Annotated in this window: 17 protein-coding genes and 4 pseudogenes; 13 read left to right on the top strand and 8 right to left on the bottom strand. The window is 63.2% G+C overall.

The features are described 5' to 3' along the window. Positions 1 to 31: 31 nt before the first annotated feature. Both LGH82_RS15345 and LGH82_RS15350 read right to left on the bottom strand, forming a co-directional pair. A protein-coding gene (locus tag LGH82_RS15345; RefSeq protein ID WP_227343924.1) for an IS630 family transposase occupies positions 32 to 980 on the bottom strand; the annotation gives its coding sequence in 2 pieces (ribosomal slippage) (positions 32 to 638 and positions 637 to 980; 951 coding nt in all). A 91-nt stretch (positions 981 to 1,071) separates the two neighbouring features. Then, positions 1,072 to 1,973: pseudogene (locus LGH82_RS15350) on the bottom strand (DMT family transporter). Positions 1,974 to 2,197: 224 nt separating this feature from the next. On the opposite strand from LGH82_RS15350, the gene LGH82_RS15355 reads away from it, so the two are divergent. Together LGH82_RS15355 and LGH82_RS15360 are read left to right on the top strand one after the other, a co-directional pair. Next, on the top strand, positions 2,198 to 3,190 hold the full coding sequence (locus tag LGH82_RS15355; protein WP_227349265.1) for an adenosine kinase: 993 nt from the start codon (positions 2,198 to 2,200) through the stop codon (positions 3,188 to 3,190). Positions 3,191 to 3,619: 429 nt separating this feature from the next. Next, positions 3,620 to 4,342 (top strand): antitoxin Xre/MbcA/ParS toxin-binding domain-containing protein, encoded by a 723-nt coding sequence (locus tag LGH82_RS15360; RefSeq protein WP_227349266.1) that lies wholly within the window; start codon positions 3,620 to 3,622, stop codon positions 4,340 to 4,342. A 75-nt stretch (positions 4,343 to 4,417) separates the two neighbouring features. Here the strand turns inward: LGH82_RS15360 and LGH82_RS15365 are convergent, their stop codons facing one another. Together LGH82_RS15365 and LGH82_RS15370 are read right to left on the bottom strand one after the other, a co-directional pair. Beyond that, a complete protein-coding gene (locus tag LGH82_RS15365) occupies positions 4,418 to 6,697 on the bottom strand; it encodes an NADP-dependent malic enzyme (protein ID WP_227349267.1) in 2,280 nt (759 codons plus the stop codon). A gap of 133 nt (positions 6,698 to 6,830) precedes the next feature. Next, positions 6,831 to 7,874, bottom strand: a complete 1,044-nt coding sequence (locus LGH82_RS15370) for a glycosyltransferase (protein WP_227349268.1) — start codon at positions 7,872 to 7,874, stop codon at positions 6,831 to 6,833. Between the two features lie 275 nt (positions 7,875 to 8,149). Between LGH82_RS15370 and mutS the strand changes: the two genes are divergently transcribed. The 3 genes from mutS (at position 8,150) to LGH82_RS15385 (ending at position 12,009) form a co-directional block, all read left to right on the top strand. Continuing rightward, positions 8,150 to 10,882: a DNA mismatch repair protein MutS gene (gene mutS, locus LGH82_RS15375; RefSeq protein ID WP_227349269.1), complete on the top strand. Its 2,733-nt coding sequence runs from the start codon at positions 8,150 to 8,152 to the stop codon at positions 10,880 to 10,882. A gap of 88 nt (positions 10,883 to 10,970) precedes the next feature. Next, positions 10,971 to 11,435, top strand: a complete 465-nt coding sequence (locus LGH82_RS15380) for a DUF1348 family protein (RefSeq protein ID WP_227349270.1) — start codon at positions 10,971 to 10,973, stop codon at positions 11,433 to 11,435. Between the two features lie 7 nt (positions 11,436 to 11,442). Then, the gene (locus LGH82_RS15385) at positions 11,443 to 12,009 is read left to right on the top strand and encodes a TetR/AcrR family transcriptional regulator (protein ID WP_227349271.1); all 567 of its coding nucleotides are present in this window, start codon (positions 11,443 to 11,445) and stop codon (positions 12,007 to 12,009) included. Here LGH82_RS15385 and LGH82_RS15390 read toward each other — a convergent pair. From LGH82_RS15390 to LGH82_RS15400, 3 genes are all read right to left on the bottom strand, one after another. Next, a complete protein-coding gene (locus LGH82_RS15390; RefSeq protein WP_227349272.1) occupies positions 12,006 to 12,851 on the bottom strand; it encodes an aldo/keto reductase in 846 nt (281 codons plus the stop codon). The genes LGH82_RS15385 and LGH82_RS15390 overlap by 4 nt on opposite strands. Positions 12,852 to 12,944: 93 nt before the next feature. After that, the gene (locus LGH82_RS15395; RefSeq protein WP_227349273.1) at positions 12,945 to 13,337 is read right to left on the bottom strand and encodes a DUF305 domain-containing protein; all 393 of its coding nucleotides are present in this window, start codon (positions 13,335 to 13,337) and stop codon (positions 12,945 to 12,947) included. A 44-nt stretch (positions 13,338 to 13,381) separates the two neighbouring features. Continuing rightward, the gene (locus LGH82_RS15400) at positions 13,382 to 15,892 is read right to left on the bottom strand and encodes a heavy metal translocating P-type ATPase (protein WP_227349274.1); all 2,511 of its coding nucleotides are present in this window, start codon (positions 15,890 to 15,892) and stop codon (positions 13,382 to 13,384) included. Between the two features lie 237 nt (positions 15,893 to 16,129). Between LGH82_RS15400 and LGH82_RS15405 the strand changes: the two genes are divergently transcribed. The 7 genes and pseudogenes from LGH82_RS15405 (at position 16,130) to LGH82_RS15435 (ending at position 24,918) form a co-directional block, all read left to right on the top strand. Continuing rightward, the gene (locus LGH82_RS15405) at positions 16,130 to 16,930 is read left to right on the top strand and encodes a glycosyltransferase family 25 protein (protein WP_413771449.1); all 801 of its coding nucleotides are present in this window, start codon (positions 16,130 to 16,132) and stop codon (positions 16,928 to 16,930) included. 76 nt (positions 16,931 to 17,006) lie between these two features. Then, positions 17,007 to 17,837, top strand: coding sequence for a glycosyltransferase family 25 protein (locus LGH82_RS15410; protein WP_227349275.1), 831 nt, complete (start codon positions 17,007 to 17,009; stop codon positions 17,835 to 17,837). Between the two features lie 91 nt (positions 17,838 to 17,928). Continuing rightward, the gene (locus LGH82_RS15415; protein WP_227349276.1) at positions 17,929 to 20,730 is read left to right on the top strand and encodes a [protein-PII] uridylyltransferase; all 2,802 of its coding nucleotides are present in this window, start codon (positions 17,929 to 17,931) and stop codon (positions 20,728 to 20,730) included. Between the two features lie 46 nt (positions 20,731 to 20,776). Continuing rightward, a pseudogene (murJ, locus tag LGH82_RS15420) lies at positions 20,777 to 22,382 on the top strand (murein biosynthesis integral membrane protein MurJ). Between the two features lie 117 nt (positions 22,383 to 22,499). Next, positions 22,500 to 23,567, top strand: a complete 1,068-nt coding sequence (trpS, locus tag LGH82_RS15425; RefSeq protein WP_227349277.1) for a tryptophan--tRNA ligase — start codon at positions 22,500 to 22,502, stop codon at positions 23,565 to 23,567. A 104-nt stretch (positions 23,568 to 23,671) separates the two neighbouring features. Then, entirely contained in the window at positions 23,672 to 24,163 is a 492-nt protein-coding gene (locus tag LGH82_RS15430; RefSeq protein ID WP_227349278.1) for a universal stress protein, read from the top strand. A gap of 187 nt (positions 24,164 to 24,350) precedes the next feature. Then, a pseudogene (locus LGH82_RS15435) lies at positions 24,351 to 24,918 on the top strand (NifU family protein). 179 nt (positions 24,919 to 25,097) lie between these two features. Here the strand turns inward: LGH82_RS15435 and LGH82_RS15440 are convergent. Continuing rightward, on the bottom strand, positions 25,098 to 25,715 hold the full coding sequence (locus tag LGH82_RS15440; RefSeq protein WP_227349279.1) for a L,D-transpeptidase: 618 nt from the start codon (positions 25,713 to 25,715) through the stop codon (positions 25,098 to 25,100). A 225-nt stretch (positions 25,716 to 25,940) separates the two neighbouring features. On the opposite strand from LGH82_RS15440, the pseudogene LGH82_RS15445 reads away from it, so the two are divergent. Further along, positions 25,941 to 26,365 (top strand): annotated as a pseudogene (locus LGH82_RS15445) (MerR family DNA-binding protein). Positions 26,366 to 26,383: the final 18 nt, after the last annotated feature.

Below are 26,383 nucleotides of genomic sequence, written 5' to 3' on the forward strand. Positions count from 1 at the left end.
GCGAGCGCAACCTTGCTAGAGCAGAATCTGATCATTCCGGCTCATATCCTGTTGCGGCGAAGTAGTTGGCGCACTCGGTTGGTGTGAAGCAAGGCAGTGCGGCGCTGATGGTATCCCACAATTCCGCGACGGTTCGTGCGGCGGCTTTGCGTAGAATCGATTTCAGCTTGGAAAAGGCGTTCTCGATCGGGTTGAAGTCGGGGGAATAGGGCGGGAGGAACATCATCCTTGCGCCGGTTGCTTCGATCGCCACACGGGCGGCTGCGCTTTTGTGCGCCGGCAGGTTGTCGAGGATCACGACATCGTCGGGCCGCAGCGTCGGCACGAGAACCTGCTCGACATAGGCGACAAACCATTCGCCAGTCATCGGGCCGTCCAGGACCATTGGCGCGGTCATGCCAGTGAGGCGCAGGGCGCCGGTGAACGTCGTCGTCTTCCAATGGCCATGCGGGATTGGCGATCGGCACCGCATCCCGCGCTTCGTGCGCCCCCGCAGTCGAGCCATCTTTGTCGAGGCTCCGGTCTCGTCGATGAAGACCAGATGCTCGGGATCAAGATCGGGCTGGGCGTCGAACCAGGCGTTTCGTCGCGCCGCCACGTCTGGCCGCTCCTGCTCGCTGGCGTGCGCCGTTTTTTTTGAAGGTCATGGAGTGACGATCGAGAAACCGCCAGATCGTGCTCGTCGCAAACGACGCGCCATGCTCCTGTCGCAGCAACTCGGCGAGTTCGACCAGCGTGATGTCCACCCGCCTCTCGATCGCCGCCAGGATGATGTCGCGATACGCTTCAACGCGGTGGGACCGCCTGTCGCCGCCCTGCGGCTTTGCGCAGGTGGCTCCGGTCTCGCGCCATTCCCGGACCCAACGCACCGAGCTTGCCGCCGCCACGCCAAATCGCGCCGCTGCCGCCCGTCGCGACAGGCCGCCATCAACCGCTGCGACCACCCGAGCCCGCAAATCTTCCGATAAGGATTTCGCCATGCCATGCCGGCCTCCGAATCCAGCAGATATGCTGAATCAGATTTCCAATCCCAACGAAACCCCTATCGATTCTATCCGCTCGGATTTTGCTCTAGCGGGCGAGCGCCGGCTTGCGAACGGGAATGGTCATCGCCGCGACGCCGGCGACGACAAAACCCATCCCCAGCCATGCGTTGGAACCAAGGCTTTCGCCGAGGAAGATGGCGCCGATGCCGACGCCGATCGGCACGCGCAGATAGGCTTGCGAGGTGGTGCCGACGGAGCCCAAAGTATGGATGAGGCGGAAATAGATGCAGAAGGCCAGCGCGGTGGAAAATACCGACAGGCCGAGCAGAGCCAGGATCGAAGCCATCGACGGCGCCAGCGTCCATGGCTGGTCGACCACAGGCTCAAGGGCACGAGCATGACGGCACCGCAAACCATGGAACCGGCGGCCGGGAGCATCGGATCAAGGCCCTTGAAGCCGCGCCCGAAAATGGCTGCGCCCGCATAGCTGATCGTCGCCGCGACGATGGCAAGCTGCGCCCACAATTGGTGACCTATGCCACTGAGCGCCTGGGTGCCGACGATCAGGCTTATTCCGGCTATGCCCGCGCCGACGCCAATCAGCTTGCGCATGGTCACCGGCTCATGGCGGGTGATGAGGGCGGTGAGCAGGAAGGTGAAGATCGGCGACGTCGCATTGAGGATCGTGGCGAGGCCCGCGTCAACCGAGCGCTCGGCGGCGGCGACCAGGGTGAAGGGCACGACACTGTTGAGACATGCCTGGAAGGCGAAGCGTCGCCAGCTTTCCGCATCGCGCGGCATGGTCAGCCCGCGCCAGCGGATGATCGCAACGAGGATGGCGCCGGCGATCAGGGTCCTGGCGGCGATCAGCGTTATCGGCGGGATCGTCTCGACGCCGATCTTGATGAACGTATAGGAGGCGCCCCAAAGCACAGCCAGCACGAGCAGCAGTGCGAGGTCGGTGGTCATATCGTTCTTGGCAGGCATGGCGGGGCCTTCGGACTGTGATCGGTACGCCGCGTTGTAGGCACCGCCGGGGCGAAATGCTTCTACCACGGTCGAATAATGATGACGCCTCACCCGGCATGCATGCCTGGACACCAGGTCGATTCCGATTTTCGGGATCAGCGCTAGGCAAACCCATTCCAAATCGCTAGACCCGCGCCCGGCCGGCGTGGCAGAAAGCCGGCGGGTTCTTGGCGGAGAAATTGATGCCGGATTATGACGTGCTTTGCATCGGCAACGCGATTGTCGACATCATCGCCCAGTGCGACGAGGCGTTCCTCGAGACCAACGGCATCATCAAGGGCGCGATGAACCTCATCGATACAAAACGCGCCGAATTGCTCTACAGCCGCATGGGCCCAGCGATCGAAGCCTCCGGCGGCAGCGCCGGCAACACGGCGGCGGGCATCGCCAGCTTCGGTGGCCGCGCCGCCTTCTTCGGCAAGGTTTCCAGCGATGCGCTCGGCGAAATCTACGCGCACGACATCCATGCGCAGGGCGTCGCCTTCGACACCAGGCCGCTCAATGGCGAGCCGCCGACGGCGCGCTCGATGATCTTCGTGACACCGGACGGCGAGCGCTCGATGAACACCTATCTCGGCGCCTGCGTCGAGCTTGGGCCGGAGGATGTCGAGGCCGACAAGGCTTCCGGCGCCAAGGTCACCTATTTCGAGGGCTATCTGTGGGATCCGCCCCGCGCCAAGGAGGCGATTCGGCAGACGGCCAAGCTCGCCCACGCCGCCGGCCGCGAAGTGTCGATGACACTGTCGGATTCGTTCTGCGTCGACCGCTATCGCGACGAGTTCCTCGAGCTGATGCGCTCGGGCACCGTCGACATCGTCTTCGCCAACAGCCACGAGATCAAATCGCTGTACCAGACCTCATCCTTCGAGGACGCGCTGGCGCTGATCCGCAAGGATTGCAAGATCGCCGCCGTGACGCGCTCGGAAAAGGGCTCGGTCATCGTGCGCGGCGACGAGACCGTCATCATCAAGGCGACGACGATCCGGGAACTGGTCGACACCACCGGCGCCGGCGACCTCTATGCCGCAGGCTTCCTGCATGGCTACACACAGGGCCGCGACCTGCAAGCCTGCGGCGACCTCGGCTCGCTGGCCGCCGGACTGGTGATCCAGCAGATTGGGCCAAGGCCAAGGCAGAATCTGCGCCACGAGGCCGAACGGGCGGGATTGCTGTAAGGCCTATCCGCCTCCTCTCCGTAAGGTGAGACGCGCTCCGCCTGGTCAACGAGATACCAATCTCCTGGCCTTTCGAGCTTCGAACGGTGAAGGCGCATCGCTTTCATGGTTCGTAGTCCCTTCGTCGGAGTTCGGGGCGCGATCAATTGGTTTCGGAACCATCGGCCCGCCGTCGTTTGTCTGTCACACATGGCACCTACACGCGAATGAAGCTCGGGGCGCGTAGACTGACATGCGCGCCGCGAGTCGATTGGCCCGGGGGTGTCCGGCCGTAGTGTCGTGGGGTAAAACAATGCGAGATACAGATCGCGCGCTTGCGCGCATCGGTAGCAATTGCCGTTGCCGATCATCTGGATAGGCGTTCTTCCCATATAGGCGTTCGGCCGTATCAGCACTCCTGCAACGCGTGGCGGCTTGCAAGGATAATGCATGACCAAATTTCAAAACAGTTCGGATGAAATCCGACACCATGAATTCGCAACTGTCGTCGCAAAGGAAGTGGAGCGCCTGCTGGTTCAACGCAATGAGGTCGTTGACGCCCATACGTTGGCCACCGCCGGCAAGATCGCCGGCAGCGTCGCCGCGGCCGTAACGTCCCTTTCGCCCAGACATCAACGTGCCATCGACGCCATCCAGGGCGACCTGGCCGGCCTGGCGTCGAAGTTCGTGCGAACACTCGCCGTCGAAGCCACGCGCCGCAACGAGGCGAAGATCGCCGGCCTGGAGCAGGCCCCAATCGTTACGGAACCGATACCTGCCGTGGTGGCCGTGCCCTCAAGCCAGCGCAAACAGACCGACGATTTCGAATCGATGCTTATCGAAGACTGGGCGGGCCTCGTCGCTGGATCGACCTATCTGGAAGAGAATTTGCACATCGCGCGGTCGACGTTACATCGTTGGCAAAAGCGCAATGATGTCGTTGCCCTGAGAACGGGCGGCCGCAAGCATGTGTTCCCGCTTGCGCAGTTCGTCGATGGCCGGCCGGTCGCGGGTATCAGCGACGTACAGTCCGCCATCACGAATCCCAGGCTTGCCTGGTTCTGGCTAACACGCCCCTCGGCGCATCTAGAGGGCCGCGTTCCCCTCGACATGCTCAGGCAGGATCTGGTTGCAGAGGTCGCCGCAGCGGCCCGCGCGTTTTCAGCGGGCTGAATTCAGCCGACCATTCGTCTTGCCTCGCTCGAAAAGCCAAATCGGTGGCTTTTCATCCGCTTCGCGGAACGTTCGTCAAGCCCCTGCGGTATACGCCGCGATCGCCGCCATGTTGACGATGTCCGAGTCCTTGGCGTTCAGCGAGACGATCTGGACCGGCTTGTTGAGGCCGACAAGCAGCGGGCCGATGACGGTGGAGCCGCCGAGTTCCTGCAGCATCTTGGTCGAGATCGAGGCCGAGTGGAACGCCGGCATGATGAGCACATTGGCCGGGCCGGTCAGCCGGATGAACGGATACTGCGCCATGGCCCGCGCGTTGAGTGCGACGTCGGCGGCCATCTCGCCGTCATACTCGAAATCGACGCGGCGCTTGTCGAGGATGCGCACCGCTTCCTGCACCCTCTCGGAACGCTCGCCTTGCGGATGGCCGAAGGTGGAGTAGGCCAGCATGGCGAGCCTCGGCTCATAGCCCATGCGGCGGGCAAAGCCTGCCGCCTCCTCGGCGATATCAGCGATCTGCTCGGCGTTGGGCATGTCATGCACGGCGGTGTCGGCGACCAGCACGGTCCTGCCCCGCGCCAGCACGATCGACACGCCGATGACTCGGTGGCCGGGCTTGGCGTCGATGACGCGGCGGATGTCGTCGAGTGCGGTCGAATAATTGCGGGTGACGCCGGTGACGATGCCGTCGGCATCGCCCAGCGCCACCATGCAGGCGGCGAAATGGTTGCGGTCGTTGTTGATCAGGCGCTGGCAGTCGCGAAACAGGAAGCCTTTGCGCTGCATGCGCTCGTAGAGATAGTCGGTGTAGATGCCGTTGCGGCGCGACAGCCGCGCATTGATGATCTCGATGCCTTGCTTGTTGAGATCGATACCGGCGTGCTTGGCGTTTTCCTTGATGACATCGTCACGGCCAAGCAGGATGGCGGTGCCGAGCCGCTGGTTCACATAGGAAACGGCGGCGCGCATGACCTGTTCCTCCTCGCCCTCAGCGAAGACGATGCGCTTGGGCTGGCGGCGGACGCGGTCATAGATGCGCTGCAGGGTCGACGCGATCGGGTCCCGGCGGGCGGACAGCTCCTGCGCGTAACGGTCGAGGTCGAGGATCGGCTTGCGGGCAACGCCTGAGTCCATTGCAGCCTTGGCGACTGCAATCGGGATGGCCGAGATCAGGCGCGGGTCGAATGGTACGGGAATGATGTAGTTTGGGCCGAATTTCGGCCGGTTGCCCTGATAGGCGGCGGCGACATCGTCGGGCACGTCCTCGCGCGCCAGCGCGGCCAGTGCCTGGGCGGCGGCGATCTTCATGTCGTCATTGATGGTGGTGGCCCGCACGTCCAGCGCGCCACGGAAAATATAAGGGAAACCGAGCACATTGTTGACCTGGTTCGGATAGTCCGAACGCCCGGTCGCCATGATGGCGTCGGTGCGGATCTCCGCCACTTCCTCCGGCGTGATCTCCGGGTCGGGATTGGCCATGGCGAAGATGATCGGGTTCTTGGCCATCGACTGTACCATGGCCGTGGTCAGCGCGCCCTTGGCGGAGAGGCCGAGGAACACGTCGGCGCCGTCCAGCGCATCGGCCAGCGAGCGGGCCTCGGTCTTGGCCGCATGCGCCGACTTCCACTGGTTCATGCCTTCGGTGCGCCCCTGGAAGACGACGCCCTTGGTGTCGCAGAGAATGATGTTTTCGGGCGCGAAGCCCATTGCCTTCATCAATTCGATGCAGGCGATGCCGGCCGCACCGGCGCCGTTGCAGACCAGCCTGGTGTTCTTCATGTCGCGGCCGGTGATTTCCAGCGCGTTGATCAGGCCGGCGGCCGAAATGATGGCTGTGCCGTGCTGGTCGTCATGGAAGACCGGGATGTCCATCAGCTCGCGCAGGCGCTGCTCGATGATGAAGCACTTCGGCGCCTTGATATCCTCGAGATTGATGCCGCCGAAGGAGGGGCCGAGGAAGCGCACGCAGTTGATGAACTCGTCGGCATCCTCGGTATCGACCTCGAGGTCGATGGAATCGACATCGGCGAAGCGCTTGAACAGCACAGCCTTGCCTTCCATCACCGGTTTCGACGCCAGCGCGCCGAGATTACCGAGGCCGAGAATGGCGGTGCCGTTGGAGATGACGGCTACCATGTTGCCGCGCGTCGTGTAGTCGAAGGCGCGGCTTGGGTCCTCGGCGATGGCAAGCACGGGAACGGCCACACCCGGCGAATAGGCAAGGCTCAGGTCGCGCTGCGTCGCCATCGGTTTTGTCGCGACGACCTCCAGCTTGCCGGGACGGCCCATGGCATGGAACTCAAGCGCTTCCTGAGCGCTGACGGACGGACCGCTGTTCTCGGTTTTCCTGGCCATGATGCTTTTGATTTCCTCGCCAATGCAGCACCTCCTTGAAGCGGGTGCTTTGTATGGCTTCGAATTAAGACTACGCGCCGCCCCGTGTAAACCGCCAAGCTTGGCAAAGCTGCTTCAATGCGGACACGACCGATCAGGAGTCGGCCTGCGCTATTTCACGTGCATGCTCGCGCAGTGTGGCCCTGCGTAGCAAGGCCCCGGTGCCTGGAAATGGCCATTGAGAGAAAGGCGGGTCGCTGCTGCCCAGGCGCCGCTTGAGCGCCGACAGATAGGCCATCAACTCAAGTCGCCCGGTCCGCACCCTCTCCAGCGTGCGGCCACGTATCTCCTCGCGCGGGATGGCGCGGTCGCGAAGCCGCTCGACCGCGCGCCTGATGGCGGCCGGTTCCGGTTCGACGATCATGCAATAGTCCGGATCGAAAAAGACGTCCCGGCCACCAAGGCTCGGCGTGCTGACGATCGGCAGGCCGGCGAGCAGATACTCCATGGAGGAATACATCGCCCCCTCCACGGCCGACAGGCAGAGCCCGACCGCAGCCTGGTTATAGACGCGATTGATTTCAGGTGCGGTCAGATGGGCAGTCATGCCGTCGACGATCGGATTGGCGATGCTGTGCAGCGGCGATTGCGCCTGCAGGCGGCGCACAAAGGCGCGAGCACCGTCCGGTGGCAGTTCGCCGATCGAAAAGGCGATATGGACCAGTCTCTCAATATCCAAAGCAAGATAGTGCCGCTTGCTGCGCGAGATGCGGCCATTGTAGACGGCATCGAACAGGATGGGTTCATCCGGCAGGGGGCGGAAGACATCCTCCGAGACCATGAGATTGTGATTGGAAAAGATCGCGGTTCCGCCGACCGCGGTAACAAGGCGGCGCTCCTCCTCGGTGTTGCAGAGGAAAATCAGCTCGTGAAGCGGAAACCGCTCGCGGTACCAGGCGAGATCCCTGCCCATCCTGTCGACGGCGGCCGGCCGTTCCAATGTCCAGTTCGGCATCAGCAGGAATGTTGCGGGCTGGTCCGCCAGGCGCCGGCCGATAGCGGCAACCGTGGCGAGCGGACGTCCACCACCGATCGTCGTGTAAAGGATAAGCGGATCGCGGCTCAACGCGTAAATTGAAACGACCATGCTGCCGTCGAGGTCCCTCAAGGGGCCGCGCATCGGAAGAAAGAAAGGCATTCGCTTATCGGCCGAAAGCCGAGCCTTGCTGAAGAGCCGGCGTGCGCGTGACGCGATGTCCAGCCGCACCCGCTCAAAGGGTGAACGGATAGGACCGACCATCTCCTGGAACGATTCCTGACGAAACCTGTTCATCGCCACCTACCGCAGCCTCGAGGGATGATTAGGTCAGCTTCCAACCCCTTGCAATGCCGGCAAGCCACCGCCTCCGTCGTCCCCTGTTTTTCGAAGCTCCGGCATTAAACCACGCGATCACATCTGCTAGCGTGCCGCGCATGAACATGCACGCCCCTAACGAGCCCGACGCCCCCGAGGCGGTGACGCCTTCGCCGATCGCCACTGCCGCCGTCACGCCGATGATGGAGCAGTTCATCGAGATCAAGGCGGCGAACCCGGATTCGCTGCTGTTCTACCGGATGGGCGATTTCTACGAGCTGTTCTTCGACGATGCGGAGAAGGCGAGCCGGGCGCTGGGCATCGTCTTGACCAAGCGCGGCAAGCACCAGGGCCAGGACATTCCGATGTGCGGCGTGCCGGTGCATGCGGCGGACGACTATCTGCAGAAGCTGATCGGCCAGGGTTTTCGCGTCGCCGTGTGCGAGCAGATCGAGGATCCGGCGGAGGCGAAGAAGCGCGGCTCAAAATCGGTGGTGCGCCGCGACGTGGTGCGGCTGGTGACGCCGGGCACCATCACCGAGGACAAATTGCTGGCGCCGTCGGAATCGAGTTTCCTGATGGCGCTGGGCCGGGTGAAGGGCGGCGCTGAGCACAGCTTCGCGATTGCCTGGATAGAGATATCGACCGGCACTTTCCGCGTTGCCGAGACCACCGCCGACCGGCTGCTGGCCGATGTCTTCCGCGTCGATCCGCGCGAGCTGATCGTCGCCGAGCCGGTGTTCCATGATCCGGAACTGAAGCCGGTGTTCGACGTGCTCGGCCGCATCGCCAGCCCGCAGCCGCCTTCGCTGTTCGATTCGGCCTCGGCCGCGGGGCGCATCGCCCGCTTCTTCGAAGTGGCGACGCCGGACAGTTTTGGCACGTTTTCCCGAGCCGAACTGTCGGCGATCTCGGGCGCCATTGCCTATGTCGAGAAGACACAGAAGGCCGAACGGCCGCCACTGTCGCGACCCGAGCGCGAGGAAGCCGGTTCCACCCTGTTCATCGACCCGGCGACACGCGCCAATCTGGAACTGCTGCGCACAACGTCCGGCAGCCGCGAGGGCTCGCTGTTCAAGGCGATCGATCGCACTGTGACCGGCGGCGGCGCGCGAATGCTGGCGGACCGGCTGATGGCGCCGCTGACCGACCCGATGGCGATAACGGCACGGCTCGATTCGGTGTCGTTCTTCCGCTCGGAAGTCCGGCTGTGGCAGATGGTGCGGGCGAGCATGAAAAGCGTCGCCGACATGCCGCGCGCCCTCTCCCGGCTGGCGCTCAACCGCGGTGGCCCGCGCGATCTTGGCGCGCTGCGCGCCGGCTTCGAGGCGGCTGACGCGATCGCCGGAATTTTCACTGCCGCTGCCCTGCCCGGGGAATTGACGGCGGCGCTCGAGGCGATCCGGGCCCTGCCACGCACGATCGCCGGGCATCTGACGCAGGCGCTCGGCGACGAACTGCCCTTGCTCAAGCGCGATGGCGGCTTCATCCGTGGCGGCTATCACGGCGAACTCGATGAGATGCGGGCGCTGCGCGATGAGTCGCGAAAAGTGATCGCCGGGCTGGAACGCTCGCTGATCGACGAGACCGGCATTCGCTCGCTGAAAATCCGGCACAACAATGTGCTTGGCTACTACATCGAGGTAACGGCCAACCATCATGCGATCATGACGGGCAGCGACGGCGCGAAGGCTCGCTTCATCCATCGCCAGACCATGGCCAATGCCATGCGTTTCACCACGACGGAACTGGCCGAGCTTGAGACAAAGATCGCCAATGCCGCCGACCGGGCGCTGAGCATCGAACTCGCCGCCTTCGACACGCTGACAGCTGAAGCCGTTGGCGAAGCGGAAAAGATCCGTGCCGGAGCCGACGCGCTGGCCGTGCTCGATGTCTCGGCCGCACTTGCCCTTTTGTCGGAAAGCGAGGCCTGGTGCCGGCCGATCGTCGATTCCAGCCTCGCCTTCGAAATCGTAGGCGGGCGCCATCCGGTGGTCGAACAGGCGCTGCGGCGTTCGGGCGAAGGGCCATTCGTCGCCAATGACTGCGACCTATCGCCGGAGGGCGGCGCCAAGAACGGCGCCATCTGGCTGCTGACTGGCCCCAACATGGGCGGTAAGTCGACGTTTCTCAGGCAGAACGCGCTGATCGCGATCCTTGCCCAGACGGGTTCGTTCGTGCCGGCGGCATCAGCTCATATCGGCGTCGTCGACCGGTTGTTTTCGCGTGTCGGCGCATCGGACGACCTGGCGCGTGGCCGTTCGACCTTCATGGTCGAGATGGTCGAGACGGCGGCGATCCTCAACCAGGCCGGCGAGCGGGCGCTGGTGATCCTCGACGAGATCGGCCGTGGCACCGCCACTTTCGACGGCCTGTCGATTGCCTGGGCCGCGGTCGAATATCTGCATGAGAAGAACCGCTGCCGGGCGATCTTCGCCACCCATTTCCATGAGATGACGTCGCTGGCGGGGAAACTGCCGCGACTGCACAACGTCACCATGCGGGTGAAGGAATGGGAGGGCGATGTCGTCTTCCTGCATGAGGTCGGCAAGGGTGCCGCCGACCGGTCCTACGGCGTGCAGGTGGCGCGACTGGCTGGCCTGCCGGAGGCTGTCGTCGGACGCGCCAAGGAAGTGCTGCATCAGCTGGAGGAAGGCGAGGTTTCCGGCAAGACGAACCGGCTTGTCGACGACCTGCCGTTGTTTTCCGTGGCGCTGAAACGGGAGGCGCCAAAGCCGGTGAAGAACGATGCACTGGGCGCGGCACTCGGCGAGATCAACCCCGATGAGATGACGCCTCGCGAGGCGCTGGATGCGCTGTATCGGCTGAAGGGGTTGGCGGGAAAGCCGTAGCGACGCTGCCCCACCCGTCTTGACATCATTGTACCGTACGGTACAGTCCTTTCGACCCGGCCGTGTCTCGGCCGTTTGGGAGAACACCATGAGCCGTCCGCCGTTGCCGCCCTTCACCGCCGAAGCTGCCGCGCAGAAGGCGCGCATGGCCGAGGATGCCTGGAACAGCCGCGATCCGGAACGGGTTTCGCTCGCCTATACCGAGGACAGCGTGTGGCGCAATCGCGCCGAGTTCGTCACCGGCCGGCCCGAGATTGTCGGATTCCTGACCCGCAAATGGGCGCGCGAACTCGACTATCGCCTCATCAAGGAGGTTTGGGCCTGGCACGACAACCGCATCGCGGTGCGCTTTGCCTATGAATGGCGCGATGACAGCGGCCACTGGTTCCGTTCCTACGGCAACGAGAACTGGGAATTCGACGCCGCCGGGCTGATGCGCCAGCGGCTGGCCAGCATCAACGACCTGCCTATCGCTGAGAGCGAGCGCAAATATCACTGGCCGCTCGGCCGCCGGCCCGACGATCATCCCAGCCTTTCCGAACTCGGATTATAAGGGCCACGTGCGCAGGATCGCGCCCGATCGCGACAGCCTTGTGGCTGTTGTGGCCGAGGTCTTCCGCAGGCATGGCTATGAAGGTGCCAGCCTGTCACTGATCAGCGAAGCGACGGGGCTCGGCAAGGGAAGCCTCTATCATTTCTTTCCCGGCGGGAAGGAAGAGATGGCGGCTGACGTCATCGCCCATATCGATGGCTGGTTCGAAACGAACGTGTTTATGCCCTTGCAGGACACACACGACTCTCGGGCGGGCATCGAGCAGATGTTCGAGGCGACCGACCGCTATTTCCAGTCCGGGCGCCGCGTCTGCCTGATCGGCGCATTCGCGCTGGACGACGCCCGCAATCATTTCGCCAGGCAGATCAGCAGCTATTTCGGCCACTGGGTCTCGCATCTGGCCGAGGCGCTGAAACGCACCGGGCACGGCCAGCCCGAAGCGATCGCCCTTGCCGAAGAGATCATTGCCCTCATCCAGGGTGCACTCACCCTTGCTCGTGCCTTCGACGACACGGCGGTCTTTTCGCGCGCGCTGCAGCGAGCGCGAGCGCGGGCGCGACTGGACGCCGGCTAGATCATCTCCAGGCCGCGCTTGCGCGTCGGCGGTGGAAAGGCGCGGTCAAGTTCGGCGAGATCCTCGCCGGTGAGCTTTATGTCGAGCGCGGCGACGTTCTGGCGAACATGTTCCTGGCTGGTGGCCTTGGGAATAGCGATGACGCCATCCCCGCGCATCACCCAGGCGAGCGCGATCTGGGCCGGGGTCACGTTGTGGCGGCCGGCGATGGCCTGAAGCTTGGCGCTGCGGGCCAGTGCCCCCTGCTCGACCGGCGAATAGGCCATCAGCGGGATGCCACGCTGTCGGCCCCAGGGCATCAGGTCGAATTCGGGACCGCGCCGGGACAGATTGTAGAGCACCTGGTTGGTCTGCGCGTTGCCCCCGGCCGGCAGGCGGGCCAATTCCTCCATGTCGTCGGTGTCGAAATTGCTGACACCCCAGTGACGGATCTTTCCGGCCTTGCGCAGCGCCTCAAGAGCCTCGACCGTTTCGGCCAAGGGCACGCCGCCGCGCCAGTGCAGCAGATAGAGATCGATGCGATCAGTGCGCATACGCCTCAGGCTTTTCTCGCAGGCCAGCTGCACGCCGGAGCGTGATGCATTGGACGGCAACACCTTGGAGACGAGGAAGACTTCGTCGCGGCGCCCGGCAATGGCCTCAGCCACCACCTCCTCAGCGCCGCCGCTCGCATACATTTCCGCCGTGTCGATCAGCGTGATGCCGAGGTCAAGCCCGAGCTTCAGGGCCTTGACCTCATCGGCGCCGCGCCGAACGTCTTCACCCATTTTCCATGTGCCCTGACCGAGCACCGGAACGGTTTCCCCGCATGGCAGCGTCGTTGTTCTCAAAGCAGATGACATGGGGGCTCCCGGCGTGGCGCGATCGATGCTGAAGGCATCATAGACATCGGAAGAAATCCGCAAAGCATCTTTCCGGCCCGGCGCGCAGCCGCGCTACTTCACCGGATGGGCGGCCAGCCAATCCCGCATCTGCTTGATCTCGGCTTCCTGGGCGGCGATCGCCGCTTCGGCCAGCTTGCGAATTTCCAGATCCTTGCCGTTGGCAAGTTCGACCTTGGCCATGTCGACCGCGGCCTGGTGGTGCGGGATCATGCCGCGGACGAAATCGACGTCGGCATTGCCCGAATATTCCACCGCCATCATGTCGGTGTGCATCTTGTCCATGGCCGCCTTGTAGCCGTCGGTCGAAGGACTTGCGGCGCTCATGGCCATCGCGCTCATGTCGTGTTTCATCTCCTCGGATTGAGCCGGAACGCTTTCGAGGAAGACGGCAAGCAACATTCCCGCCGCCATCAGCAACAGCACGAGTTTTTTAGCGAAGGTCATTCATGGTCTCCTGTTGATTGGGATTTCGTATTTGGGGGCGATCCTCACAATTTCAATGTGCGCAACCGCAATGCGTTGGCGATGACCGAAACCGAGGACAGGCTCATCGCCGCCGCCGCCAGCATTGGCGACAACAGCGTGCCGGTAAGCGGATAGAGCACACCGGCGGCGACGGGCACGCCGAGCACGTTGTAGAGGAAGGCGAAAAACAAATTCTGGCGGATGTTGCCGATCGTCGCCTGGGCGAGCGTGCGGGCTCGGACGATGCCGTTGAGGTCGCCCTTGACCAGCGTAATCCCAGCGCTTTCGACCGCCACATCGGCGCCAGTGCCCATGGCGATGCCGACATCGGCGGCGGCGAGTGCGGGCGCATCGTTGACGCCGTCGCCAGCCATGGCGACGCCGGCACCCTTGGCGCGCAGTTCCTCGACGAGGGCCGCCTTCTGTTCCGGCATCAACCCGGCGCGTACTTCATCGATGCCGAGCCGCTTGGCGATAGCCTTCGCCGTACGCTCGTTGTCGCCGGTCGCCATGATGATCCTGAGGCCACGATCATGCAGCGCCTTGATCGCCTCGGCCGTGGTTGCCTTGACGGGATCGGCGACGGCGACGATGCCGGCCAGCTTCCCTTCCACGGCAACGAACATCGCCGTCTTGCCGTCGGCCTGAAGCGCGCCTGCCCGCTCGGCGAGCACTGCGATATCGATGCCGAGATCGGCCATCATGGCGGCATTGCCAAGCGCGACATTCTTTCCCGACACCGTGCCGGAAACACCCTTGCCTGTTGTCGCCTCGAAATCGCTGGCATCGGCGATGCTGGCGCCGCGTTCGCGGGCACCTTCGACGATGGCTTCGGCCAGCGGATGCTCGGACCCTTTTTCCAGGCCAGCGGCGAGCGCCAGCAGATCATTTTCCGCCACGCCTTCGACGGCCACGACATCCGTCAGCCGCGGGCGGCCTTCGGTCAGAGTTCCGGTCTTGTCGACGATCAGCGTGTCGACCGAGGCAAAGCGCTCGAGCGCCGCCGCCGCCTTGATCAGCACGCCGGCATGCGCGCCGCGCCCGGTCGCAGTCATGATCGACATAGGGGTCGCCAGCCCGAGCGCGCACGGACAGGCGATGATCAGCACCGAGACCGCCGAGACGATGGCGTAGATCAGACTTGGCTCGGGGCCAAATATCGCCCAGGCGGCAAAAGCCGCGAGCGCGATCAGGACGACAGCGGGGACAAAATAGAAAGACACGCGATCGGCAAGTCCCTGGATCGGCGCGCGCGAACGCTGCGCCTTGGCGACGAGTTCGACAATGCGCGCCAGCGTGGTCTCGGCGCCGATCTTCTCGGCGCGCATGATCAGCGAACCGTTCTTGTTGAGCGTGCCGCCGGTAAGGGCGTCGCCTTGAGTCTTTTCGACCGGCAGCGGCTCGCCGGTGATCATCGATTCGTCGATCGAGGAGCGACCTTCCAGCACGCTGCCGTCGACCGGCACGGCATCGCCGGGGCGGATCCTCAGCCGGTCGCCGGTCTTGACCGCGTCGAGCGGAACATCATTTTCGGAACCGTCCTCGCTGATCAGCCGCGCGGTTTTGGGCGCAAGGTCGAGCAGCGCACGGATGGCCGAGCCGGTCTTTTCACGGGCGCGAAGTTCCAGCACCTGGCCGAGAAAGACCAGCGCGACGATGACGGCGGATGCCTCGAAATAGACCGGCACCTTGCCGCCATGGCCGCGGAACTGATGCGGAAAGATGTCGGGAAACAAGGTGGCGACGACGCTGTAGAGATAGGCCGCACCAACGCCGAGTGAAATCAGCGTCCACATGTTGGGACTGCGGTTGAGGACGGACTCCCAGCCGCGATGGAAGAAGGGAATTGCCGCCCACAGCACCACCGGGCTCGCCAATGCCAGTTCCACCCATACCAGCACCCGCTCATCGATGAGGTTTGCAAAGGACAGGCCGAGCATCGGCCCCATGGCAACGACCAGCAATGGCACGGACAGAACCGCGCTGACCCAGAACCGCCGGGTAAAATCGACCAGTTCGGGATTAGGACCCTCATCGCCGGTGGGCACGCCCATCGGCTCCAGCGCCATGCCGCATTTCGGGCAGGATCCGGGCTTGTCGCGGATTATCTGCGGATGCATCGGGCAGGTGTATTGCGTGCCCTTTGGCATGGCCTGTGGCGCCGGCCTTTCGCCCAGATACTTCCGAGGCTCCGCTGCGAATTTAGCCATGCAGGCGGCTGAGCAGAAATAGAGACCATGGCCTTCATGGCTCAGGAAATGCTTCGCCGTGGAGCGGTCGACGCTCATGCCACAGACGGGGTCGGTAGCCGTCAGATACTTTTCCGGCTCCGCCACGAATTTCGAATGGCAGCGTTCGCTGCAGAAATGGAAGAGATGGCCGCCATATTCGGCAGTGGGCTTGCCCGCTACCGGATCGACCGTCATGCCACAGACCGGATCGCGCACGACGGCGTCGCCGGCGGGCGGAGCCGCGTTCGCGGAACAGCAGCTGCCATGCGCGTGCGTGTGATGATCATGATCGGAATGCGCCATCGAAAAATGCCTTTATGCCTCAATCTCCATACGGAGGTACCGCTTCCAGTAACTGGAAGGTCAAGGGGTAATTTCCCGCTTTTTTGGTATCCCTGCGGGCGGGAGCAGGTTCGAATTGAGAAATCCACGCGCGATCGCAACGCTGTGCTCTTGACGCCATCGCCTCGGACTGCATCGATCCGCCCGATGAAATGCCTGCTTATCAACCTCGACCGATCCAAGGACCGGCTCGCCCACATGACGGCCGAATTTGCCCGGCTCGGCGTGGCGTTCGAGCGCGTGGCGGCGATCGACGGAAGGGATCGGCCAGACTTCGACGAAATACAAATGCACGCCAACCGCGTGACCAAACTGCGGCTGACCGGCTCCGAGATTGGCTGCCTCCTCAGCCACAGAGCCTGCTGGGAAATCATCGCGCAAGGAGACGGGCCTTACGGAGCGATTTTCGAGGACGATGTCATCTTTTCAGAACAAGCCGGCGCTCTGCTGACCAGTTCCGACTGGATCCCCGCCGATGCCGGCATCGTCAAGCTGGAGACGTTCTTCAATAAAACCATAATCGGCCGAAAACGTATTCCCCTCGGTCAAGGCCTCTCATTGTCCAGGCTGTACGGGGTTCACATCGGTACGGGTGGCTACGTCATATCAAGACAATCCGCACGCGACCTTATCGACGGAACCCGTGAGATCGGGATCCCGGTCGATCAGGTCATGTTCAACCCCAATCTCGCGACATCGTCCCAGAACATCATCTACCAGTCCGTTCCAGCGCTTTGTGCGCAGGACCAGTTCCTTGGCGACAGGGCCGTCGGATTGCCGAGCCTGATCAAGGCTCAACGCATGGATCTGTTGCTTGCAAGCGGCCGTGCGGAGCGACGCAAGCCCGGATTGACGAAGAAAATCGGGATCGAAATCAAGCGGCTGGTGGGGCAGATCACCGATTTCTGCCGGCTCAGGCAGGCGAAGGTCATCCCGTTCGATTACCGCGGCGAGCATTTCCGCCCGCCTCGTACCCAGCGCCGCGAGAACGCGCTATAGAGGCCACCCTAAGGCGAGGCCAGCCGGCACGACCCGCAAATCTTCGCCGTGACCTTCAGTTCCGAATTGTCTTGAAATGATCCCGGTCGAAATGAAGTGCCTGGTTATCAATCTCGATCGTTCACGAGACCGGCTTGCTCACATCACGGCGGAGTTCACCCGCATCGGCATCGCGTTTGAACGGGTCAAGGCTATCGACGCTCAGGATCGCCCCGAACTCGACCACATGCCGCAGAATGTCCCGTACACACAGCGGCTGCGCCTGACTGGTGGCGAGATCGCCTGTCTGCTCAGCCATAGAGCCTGCTGGACGATCATCGCGAGCGGCGACGCCTCATACGCCGCGATTTTCGAGGACGATGTCGTCTTTTCCGCGAGGGCGGGCGCATTGCTTGGCAATGCCGACTGGATCCCGGCCGATGCGGACATCATCAAACTGGAGACCTTCTTCCAGAAAACCATGGTCGGGCGGAAACTGATTCCCGCCGGTCCCGGCTTTTCGATATCCAGTCTCCTCGCGGACCATATGGGAACCGCCGGCTACATCGTCTCGAAGCGAACCGCGAGCGACCTTGTCGAGGCAAGCAGGGAGATCAGCGTCGCCGTTGATGACCTTGTGTTCAACCCGGCTTTTCCGATCTTGCCTCGCAAGACGATCTACCAGCTTATTCCCGCACTTTGCGTGCAAGGTCAGTTACTTGGCTACAAGACGCCCGAATTGCCAAGTCTGCTCAAGGAGAAGCGGGATATGCAATGGGCTGTAACCGCGACCGGCGAGAAACGCAGGAAGACCGCTGTTGAGAGGGCGAAGGCCGAAGTCGGGCGGCTCATCCGGCACATTGTCGATTTCCGCCGGCGGCGGCAAAGGCGGGTCATCCCCTTCCGTCCGCCCGACCCGAAGGATTAGCAGCGGTTTGTGCCGGCTTTCACCGCCCCATACCCACGACCACGAAAACGCGCTATAGACGCCGCCGAAAAGGCGAGGCCAACCGGCACTTATGGCAAGAATCTCCCTGAAGCTCGATGAACTGATCGACGGCGAAGCATTGCGCCGCGAAATGAGCGCGCTGACCGTGGCGACGGCCGGCGATGGCTCCGGCCAGGCCGCGCGCACAGGCGTTCTCCAGCTTCTCAAGGGCAGGTTGGCGGACGGTCGCAAGACAGCCGAGCGCATGCTGATGGACGATGGCGGCGGCACCGCCTGCGCCGAGCGGCTGTCGCATCTGATGGACGAGATCATCCGCGCGCTCTATGATTTCGCCGTCACCCACGTCTACAGGGTGAAGAACCCATCATCGGCGGAGCGCATGGCCGTTGTCGCCGTGGGTGGCTATGGCCGCGGCACGCTGGCGCCGGGCTCCGACATCGACCTCCTGTTCCTGCTTCCCTACAAGCAGACGCCGTGGGGCGAGCAGATCGTCGAGTACATGCTCTACATGCTGTGGGACCTGGGGCTGAAGGTCGGCCACGCCACCCGAAACATCGACGAATGCCTGAGATTGTCTCGTACCGATGTCACGATCCGGACCTCAATCCTCGAGGCGCGTTTCCTGTGGGGCGAGATCAAGCTCTATGATGAACTGATGCTGCGCTTCGACCACGAAGTGGTGCGAACGACCGGGCCGGAATATGTGCAGGCCAAGCTCGCCGAGCGTGACGAGCGCCATGCCAAGGCCGGCGAAAGCCGCTATCTGGTCGAGCCCAATGTCAAGGACGGCAAGGGCGGCCTGCGTGACCTGCAGACGCTGTTCTGGATCGCCAAGTATTTCTACCGCGTGCGTACTGGCGAGGAACTGGTCGACAAGGGCGTCTTCACCGAGGCCGAGTACCGCGAGTTCCAGAAGGCCGAGGATTTTCTCTGGGCCGTGCGCTGCCACATGCATTTCCTCACCGGCAAGGCCGAGGAGCGGTTGCATTTCGATATCCAGCGCGAAATCGCCGAGCGGCTTGGCTACACCACCCATCCCGGCCTTTCGGCGGTCGAGCGCTTCATGAAGCACTACTTCCTTGTCGCCAAGGATGTCGGCGACCTCACCCGCATCTTCTGCGCCGCGCTCGAGGAGGAGCAGGCCAAGCATGTACCGGGCTTCAATCGCATCTTCCTCACCTTCCAGCGCCGCAAGCGCAAGCTCGCCGGCACCAGCGACTTCATCGTCGACAACCACCGCATCAATGTCGCCGATGACCAGGTGTTCGAGCGCGATCCGGTCAATCTTCTGCGGCTGTTCTGGTTCGCCGACAAGCATGGGTTGGAGTTCCATCCGGACGCGCTGAAGCTGCTGACCCGCTCGCTCGGGCTGGTCAACAAGTCGCTGCGGCGCGACCAGGAGGCCAACCGGCTTTTCCTCGACATCCTGACGTCGGACCGCAATGCCGAGCTCAATCTGCGGCGCATGAACGAAGCGGGCCTGCTGGGAAAGCTGATCCCGGACTTCGGCAAGATCGTCGCCATGATGCAGTTTTCGATGTACCACCACTATACGGTGGACGAGCATCTCATCCGCTGCATCGGCGTGCTCGCCGAGATCGAGCGCGGCGACGGCGAGAAGATCCATCCGCTTTCCCACACACTAATGCCGGGCCTGAGGAAGAGCCGCGAGGCGCTTTATGTCGCCGTGCTCCTGCACGACATCGCCAAGGGCAGGCCGGAGGACCATTCGGAAGCTGGCGCCAGGATCGCGCGGCGTATCTGCCCGCATATGGGGCTGTCGCCAGCCGACACCGAGACGGTCGCATGGCTGGTGGAGAACCATCTCGTCATGTCGATGACGGCACAGACCCGGGATCTCAACGACCGCAAGACGATCGAGGATTTTGCAGCGATCGTGCAGTCGGTCGAACGGCTGAAGCTGCTGCTCATTCTCACTGTCTGCGATATCAGGGGGGTTGGGCCGGGCGTCTGGAACGGCTGGAAGGGCCAGCTGCTGCGCACGCTCTACTACGAGACCGAACTGCTTTTGACCGGGGGGTTTTCGGAAGTGTCGCGCGCGCAGCGCACGGCGGCGGCACGAGAGCGGCTTGCCGAGGCGCTTGCCGACTGGCCCGACGAGGCCCGCAAGCGCTATGTCGCCCTGCACTACGAGAACTATCTGCTGGCTGTCGACCTCGCCGACCAGATTCGTCACGCCGAATTCATTCGCGAAGCGGATGTGGCCGGCAACAGGCTCGCCACCATGGTCAAGACCCGCGAGTTCGAGGCGGTGACCGAAATCACCGTGCTGGCGCAGGATCATCCCCGCCTGCTCTCGGTCATCGCCGGTGCCTGCGCCGGAGCCGGCGGCAACATTGTCGACGCACAGATCTTCACCACATCGGACGGCCGCGCGCTGGATACCATCCTGATCTCCAGGGAATTCGACCGCGACGAGGATGAAAGCCGTCGCGCCGAGCGCGTTGGCCGCCTGATCGAGGACGTGTTGTCCGGCAAGAGCTGGCTGCCGGAGATGATCGAGAAGCGCACCAAGCCGCGGCGCGGCTCCAAGGTGTTCAAGATCCCGCCGCGCGCCGAAATCCGCAACACCTTGTCGAACCGGTTTTCGGTGGTCGAAGTCGAGGGACTGGACCGGCCGGGCCTGCTGTCGGAGATCACCGGCGCGCTGTCCGACCTTTCGCTCGATATCGCCTCGGCCCACATCACCACGTTCGGCGAAAAGGTCATCGACACGTTCTATGTCACCGATCTCACCGGCCAGAAGATCGACAGCCCGGCCCGCATCAACGCCATCCGCAACAGGCTGATAGCAGCGCTGGAAGGCATCGCGCCCGAGCGCCGCGGCAAGGCCAAGGCGGCCGCCGAGTGACGTCCCTACCCCACTTGTCCCAATATCGCAGGCAGTTTCCAGACCTATGAGCCTTGTCAGAAAATTCGCGACGGTCGCTTCCGGCACGTTGATGAGCCGGGCGCTTGGCTTCGGCCGGGAGATGCTGATGGCGGCCGCGCTCGGCACCGGGCCGATCGCCGACGCCTTCAACGCCGCCTTCCAGTTCCCCAACACCTTCCGCCGGCTGTTCGCCGAGGGCGCCTTCAACGCCGCCTTCGTGCCGCTCTTCGCCAAGGAGATCGAAACGCACGGCACCGACGGCGCCAAGCGCTTTTCGGAGGAAGTGTTCGGCGTGCTGTTCACGGCGCTGCTGGCGCTGACCATCGCCATGGAACTGGCGATGCCGCTGATCGTGCGTTATCTGGTGGCGCCGGGCTTTGCCTCGACACCAGGAAAATTCGACATGACGGTGGCGCTGGCGACCATCATGTTCCCCTACCTGATCTGCATGTCGCTTGGCGCCATGATGGCGGGCATGCTGAACTCGCTGCGACGCTATTTCGCCGCCGCGGTGGCGCCGGTGTTCCTCAACATCATCCTGATCGGCGTGCTCGCCTATGCCTGGTACAAGGGCTCGGATGCTCGCACCGTCGGCTTCGGCCTTGCCTGGGGCGTGCTGGCGGCGGGACTGGTGCAACTGGCGATCGTCTGGGTGGCTGTGCGTCATGCCGGCATTTCGGTCGGCTTCCGCCGGCCGAAGATGACGCCTTCCGTCAAGCGGCTGCTGATCCTGGCGCTGCCGGCCGCGATCACCGGCGGCATCACCCAGATCAACCAGCTGATCGGCACGGCGATCGCGTCGGCGCAAAACAGCGCGGTCCTCGCTCGCTTATGCCGATCGCATCTACCAGCTGCCGCTTGGCGTCGTCGGTGTCGCCGTCGCCATCGTGCTTTTGCCCGAACTGTCGCGCGCGCTGAAGTCGGGCAATCTGATCGAAGCCGCGAATCTGCAGAATCGCTCGGTGGAGTTCACCCTGTTCCTAACCCTGCCGGCGGCGGCGGCGCTCTGGGTGATGTCCGAGCCGATCGTGCGGCTGGTCTATGAGCGGGGGGCGTTCGCCGCCAACCATTCGACGCCGACCGTGGCGGCGATCCTGGCGATCTTCGGCCTTGGCTTGCCGGCCTTCGTTCTGATCAAGGCATTCACGCCCGGCTATTTCGCCCGCGAGGATACGCGCACGCCGATGATCTTCGCCGCCATCTCGGTGGCCGTGAATGTCACCACGGCGCTGTCGCTGTTTCCGTCAATGGGCGCGCCCGGCATCGCGGTGGCCTCGGCCGTCGCCGGCTGGGTCAATGCGCTGATGCTCCTCGCCATGCTGATCCGGCGTGGCCACTGGGGCCGCGACGTGCCCTTGCTGAAGCGCATTCCACGATTGGTGCTGTCGGCGATCGTGATGGGCGCGGCGCTTTATTTCGCCGAACACTACTTCGCGGTAAGGCTTGGCTCGGGCTCGCCGCTGCTGATCAAGGCCACGACGCTTCTGTTGCTCGTTGCCGGCGGAGCGATGCTCTACTTCATCACCGCCTTCGCCACCGGCGGCGCCGATTTCGGCATGATCCGGCGCAATGCGACAAGGCGCGGGCCAAAGGCATCGCCATCCGTTACCCAAACCGAGGTGGATGAATAGGCGGCGTGGCTGGAGCCAACGCCGGTCTTGATCGTTCCGCCGTGTTCGTCCATAAGCGCGCCGTCGAAAGACTTTCGCCGCGCGCGAAACGGCCCTCCACAAGCCAAGGGAACAGCCATGTCCGCCTTCAAGCCACTCGTCTTCTCCGGTGTCCAGCCGACCGGCAACCTGCATCTCGGCAACTATCTCGGCGCCATCAAGAAATTCGTCGCCCTGCAGGACACCTCCGACTGCATCTATTGCGTCGTCGACCTGCATTCGCTGACCGCGCAACTCGTCCATGAAGACCTCGCCGACCAGACGCGGTCGATCACCGCGGCCTTCCTGGCCTCCGGCATCGACCCGAAGAAGCACATCGTCTTCAACCAGTCGCGGGTCATGCAGCACGCCGAGCTCGCCTGGATCTTCAACTGCGTGGCGCGCATCGGCTGGATGAACCGCATGACGCAGTTCAAGGACAAGGCCGGCAAGGACCGCGAGAACGCCTCGCTCGGCCTGCTTGCCTATCCGAGCCTGATGGCGGCCGACATCCTGCTCTACCGGGCCACGCACGTGCCGGTGGGCGAAGACCAGAAGCAGCATCTGGAACTGACCCGCGATATCGCGCAGAAGTTCAACAACGACTTCTCGGACCGCATCGCCAAACTTGGCGTCGGTGTCGAGATGCAGGTTGGCGAAGAGACAGTGCACGGCTATTTCCCGCTGACCGAGCCAGTCATCGGCGGGCCGGCGGCGCGCATCATGTCGCTGCGCGACGGTTCCAAGAAGATGTCGAAGTCGGACCCGTCGGACCTGTCGCGCATCAACCTGACGGATGATGCCGATGCCATTTCCAAGAAGATCCGCAAGGCCAAGACCGACCCGGAAGCGTTGCCGAGTGAGTTGGACGGCCTGGCCGCCCGTCCCGAGGCGGAAAACCTGGTTGGCATCTATGCGGGTCTCGCCGAGATTTCGAAGGAAGCCGTGCTGAAGGAGTTCGCCGGCCAGCAGTTTTCGGTGTTCAAGCCGGCGCTGGCTGACCTTGCGGTGGAAAAGCTGGCTCCCATCGCCAGCGAAATGCGCCGCATCTCCGACGACCGCGCCTATGTCGACGCGGTGCTGAAGGATGGTGGCGAGCGCGCGCGAGTGCTCGCCGAAGCGACGATGAAAACAGTGCGCGACATCATCGGGCTGTTGCAGGGCTGACGCGCTTCGTCAGTGCGTTGCACAATACTTGCCCAAGGCCGGCGGCTTGCCGCCGGTCCGCCACGGTGGCAGATTGCACGCGAAAACACACCGAGTAGATAGACATGGTCTCCAAACGCCTCAGTCGCGAAGCCGGCCATCGCCGCAAGTTCCTGACGATCATCGATGACACGCCGGAATGCGAGCGTGCCGTCGTCTATGCGTCGAAGCGGGCGCAAAGCACCAACGGCACGCTGGTGCTGCTCTATGTCATCGAGCCGGACGATTTCCAGCACTGGCTGGGCGTCGAGAAGATCATGCGCGAGGAGGCCACGGCCACGGCGCGCGGCGCCCTTGACAGCTATGCCAACAAGGTGCGCCAGAAACTCGGGATCGAACCGGAAATGGTGGTGCGCGAAGGCAAGCCGACGGAAGAGATCCACAAGCTGATCGAGGAAGACCAGGACATCGCGATCCTTGTGCTGGCGGCGGGCGCCGGCAAGGAGGGGCCGGGACCGCTGGTCGGCGCGGTGGCCGGCAAGGGCGCCGCCTTCCCGATTCCGGTGACGGTTGTGCCGCAGAACCTGTCCGACGAGGAGATCGACAGCCTCGCCTGACCGTGGACCGGAGGTTCGCAAGGGCATGCGCAGAGACGAGAAAGCCAGGGCGCACGAGGCGAGAACCCCTAGCAAAACATTCCGCCAGCCAGCCATTCCAGCGATGCGTTTCGCTTGAATGTCCCGCCAATAGAGCCTATTTAGAATTATTCCAAACTAGCTGCCCGAAACGGGCATGGAGACCGCCATGTTCATCCAGACCGAATCGACGCCGAACCCGGCGACGCTGAAATTCCTGCCCGGCAAGGAAGTGCATGTGGAAGGCACGGCGGATTTCCGCGATGCCGACAGCGCCGCCGTGGCGTCGCCGCTGGCCGGCCGGCTGTTCGAGATCCCCGGCGTTACCGGCGTCTTCTTCGGCTATGATTTCATCACGGTGACCAAGGATGGTCCCGACTGGCAGCATCTGAAGCCGGCAATCCTGGGCGCCATCATGGAGCATTTCATGTCCGGCGCGCCGGTGATGACCAAGGCCGGCCCTGCCGCCGAAACCAGCCAGACCGGCGTTCTACGACAAGGCCGACGAGGAACTCGTCATCACCATCAAGGAACTGCTGGACACCCGGGTCCGCCCGGCCGTGGCGCAGGATGGCGGCGACATCACCTTCCGCGGCTTCGAGAACGGCACCGTGTTTCTGCACATGAAGGGCGCCTGCGCCGGCTGCCCGTCATCGACGGCGACGCTGAAGCACGGCATCCAGAATCTGCTTCGGCATTTCGTGCCGGAAGTGCAGCAGGTGGAACAGGTTTCCTGATCATCCGCCGGTCGCCAGCGGCGGCATGAAATCATCACAGTGATAAAAACAAAAAACCGGGCCAAAGTGCCCGGTTTTCTGTTTGGGACGTCAGTTGTTGCCTAGACGGTCCGCGTATGAAACTTACTGATTTCTAGTGATCACGATCTTTCCGACAACCGGATTCCTCGGATTATGGCCTAAAGAACAATGACCTTGGCGCCGACTTCGGCGCGGTCGTAGAGGTCGATAATATCCTGGTTCATCAGCCGGATGCAGCCTGAAGACATCGCCTTGCCGATCGAGTTCCATTCCGGGCTGCCATGCAGGCGATAGCCCATGTCGCCGCCCTTGTTGAACAGATACAAAGCCCGCGCGCCGAGCGGGTTCTTCAGCCCCGGATCCATGCCGTCGGCAAACTTGGCCAGTTCCGGCTGACGCTTGATCATTTCGCGAGGCGGCGTCCAGGTCGGCCATTCACGCTTCAGCGCCACGTGAGCGGTGCCGTGCCATTCAAAGCCCTCGCGACCGACGCCGATGCCGTAACGAATGGCGCGGCCGTCACCCTCGACGAAGTAGAGGAACTTGTTCTGGGTATCGACGATGATCGTGCCAGGCTTTTCCTTGGTGTCGTAGTCCACTTCCTGGCGATGGAACTGCCTCGGCACCTTCTCGATCGGGATGCGCGGCAGCTGGTAGCCAGCGTCGGTGACCGCGCCATAATCGTTGGAGAATATCTGCGACCCGATGGTGCTACAACCACTGATGGCAGCTGACAGGGCAAGAGCGGCGACGATTGCAAACGACTTCATGCGCATAAGTGGATCCGATGCCTCGCCCGACGTCAGCGGCACGAGTCAGCCGCTTTTCACCATCATTCATGCTGGCATTTGCTTTGCTTGCCAAGCGCGCGATGCCGATATGCGGGAATTGACGGGCTGGTAACCTTACCACTATGGCATTTCGGCAACATGCCTCACAGGATTGTGAAGGAAATTCAATGGGAGCGGCATCAAGCGGTTACGCGGAATCAGGGAATAGCCATGAATGTTGGTGGTTCAGCCCAACGGTCCGGCCTGCCGGCCAAGACCATCCGCGACTATGAGGAGATCGGCCTGATCCGCCCAAGCGCGCCGATAATGGCTAGCGCAATGACTCAGGCCACGACACCCACCGGCTGGCCGCCCTGCGCCGCGCGCGCAACCTCGGCTTTTCCATCAAGGATTGCCGCCAGTTTATGGCGCTCTACCAGGATCGCGGTCGCGCCAGCCAGGACGTGCGCGAAATCGCCGCCGCGCATGTCACCGCCATCGAGGAAAAGGTGCGCGAGCTGCAGTGGGTGCGGGCTACATTGCAGAAGCTGATCCTTGCCTGCCATGGCGATGAAAGACCGGATTGCCCGATTTTGGATGATATGGCGGGCGGTGACGGCGGCGGAAACAAGGCCGCTTCGTTGCTCCAACCTTGACTTGGAACGACGCTGAGC

The sequence above is a fragment of the Mesorhizobium sp. PAMC28654 genome (assembly GCF_020616515.1).
GTDB lineage: Bacteria > Pseudomonadota > Alphaproteobacteria > Rhizobiales > Rhizobiaceae > Mesorhizobium.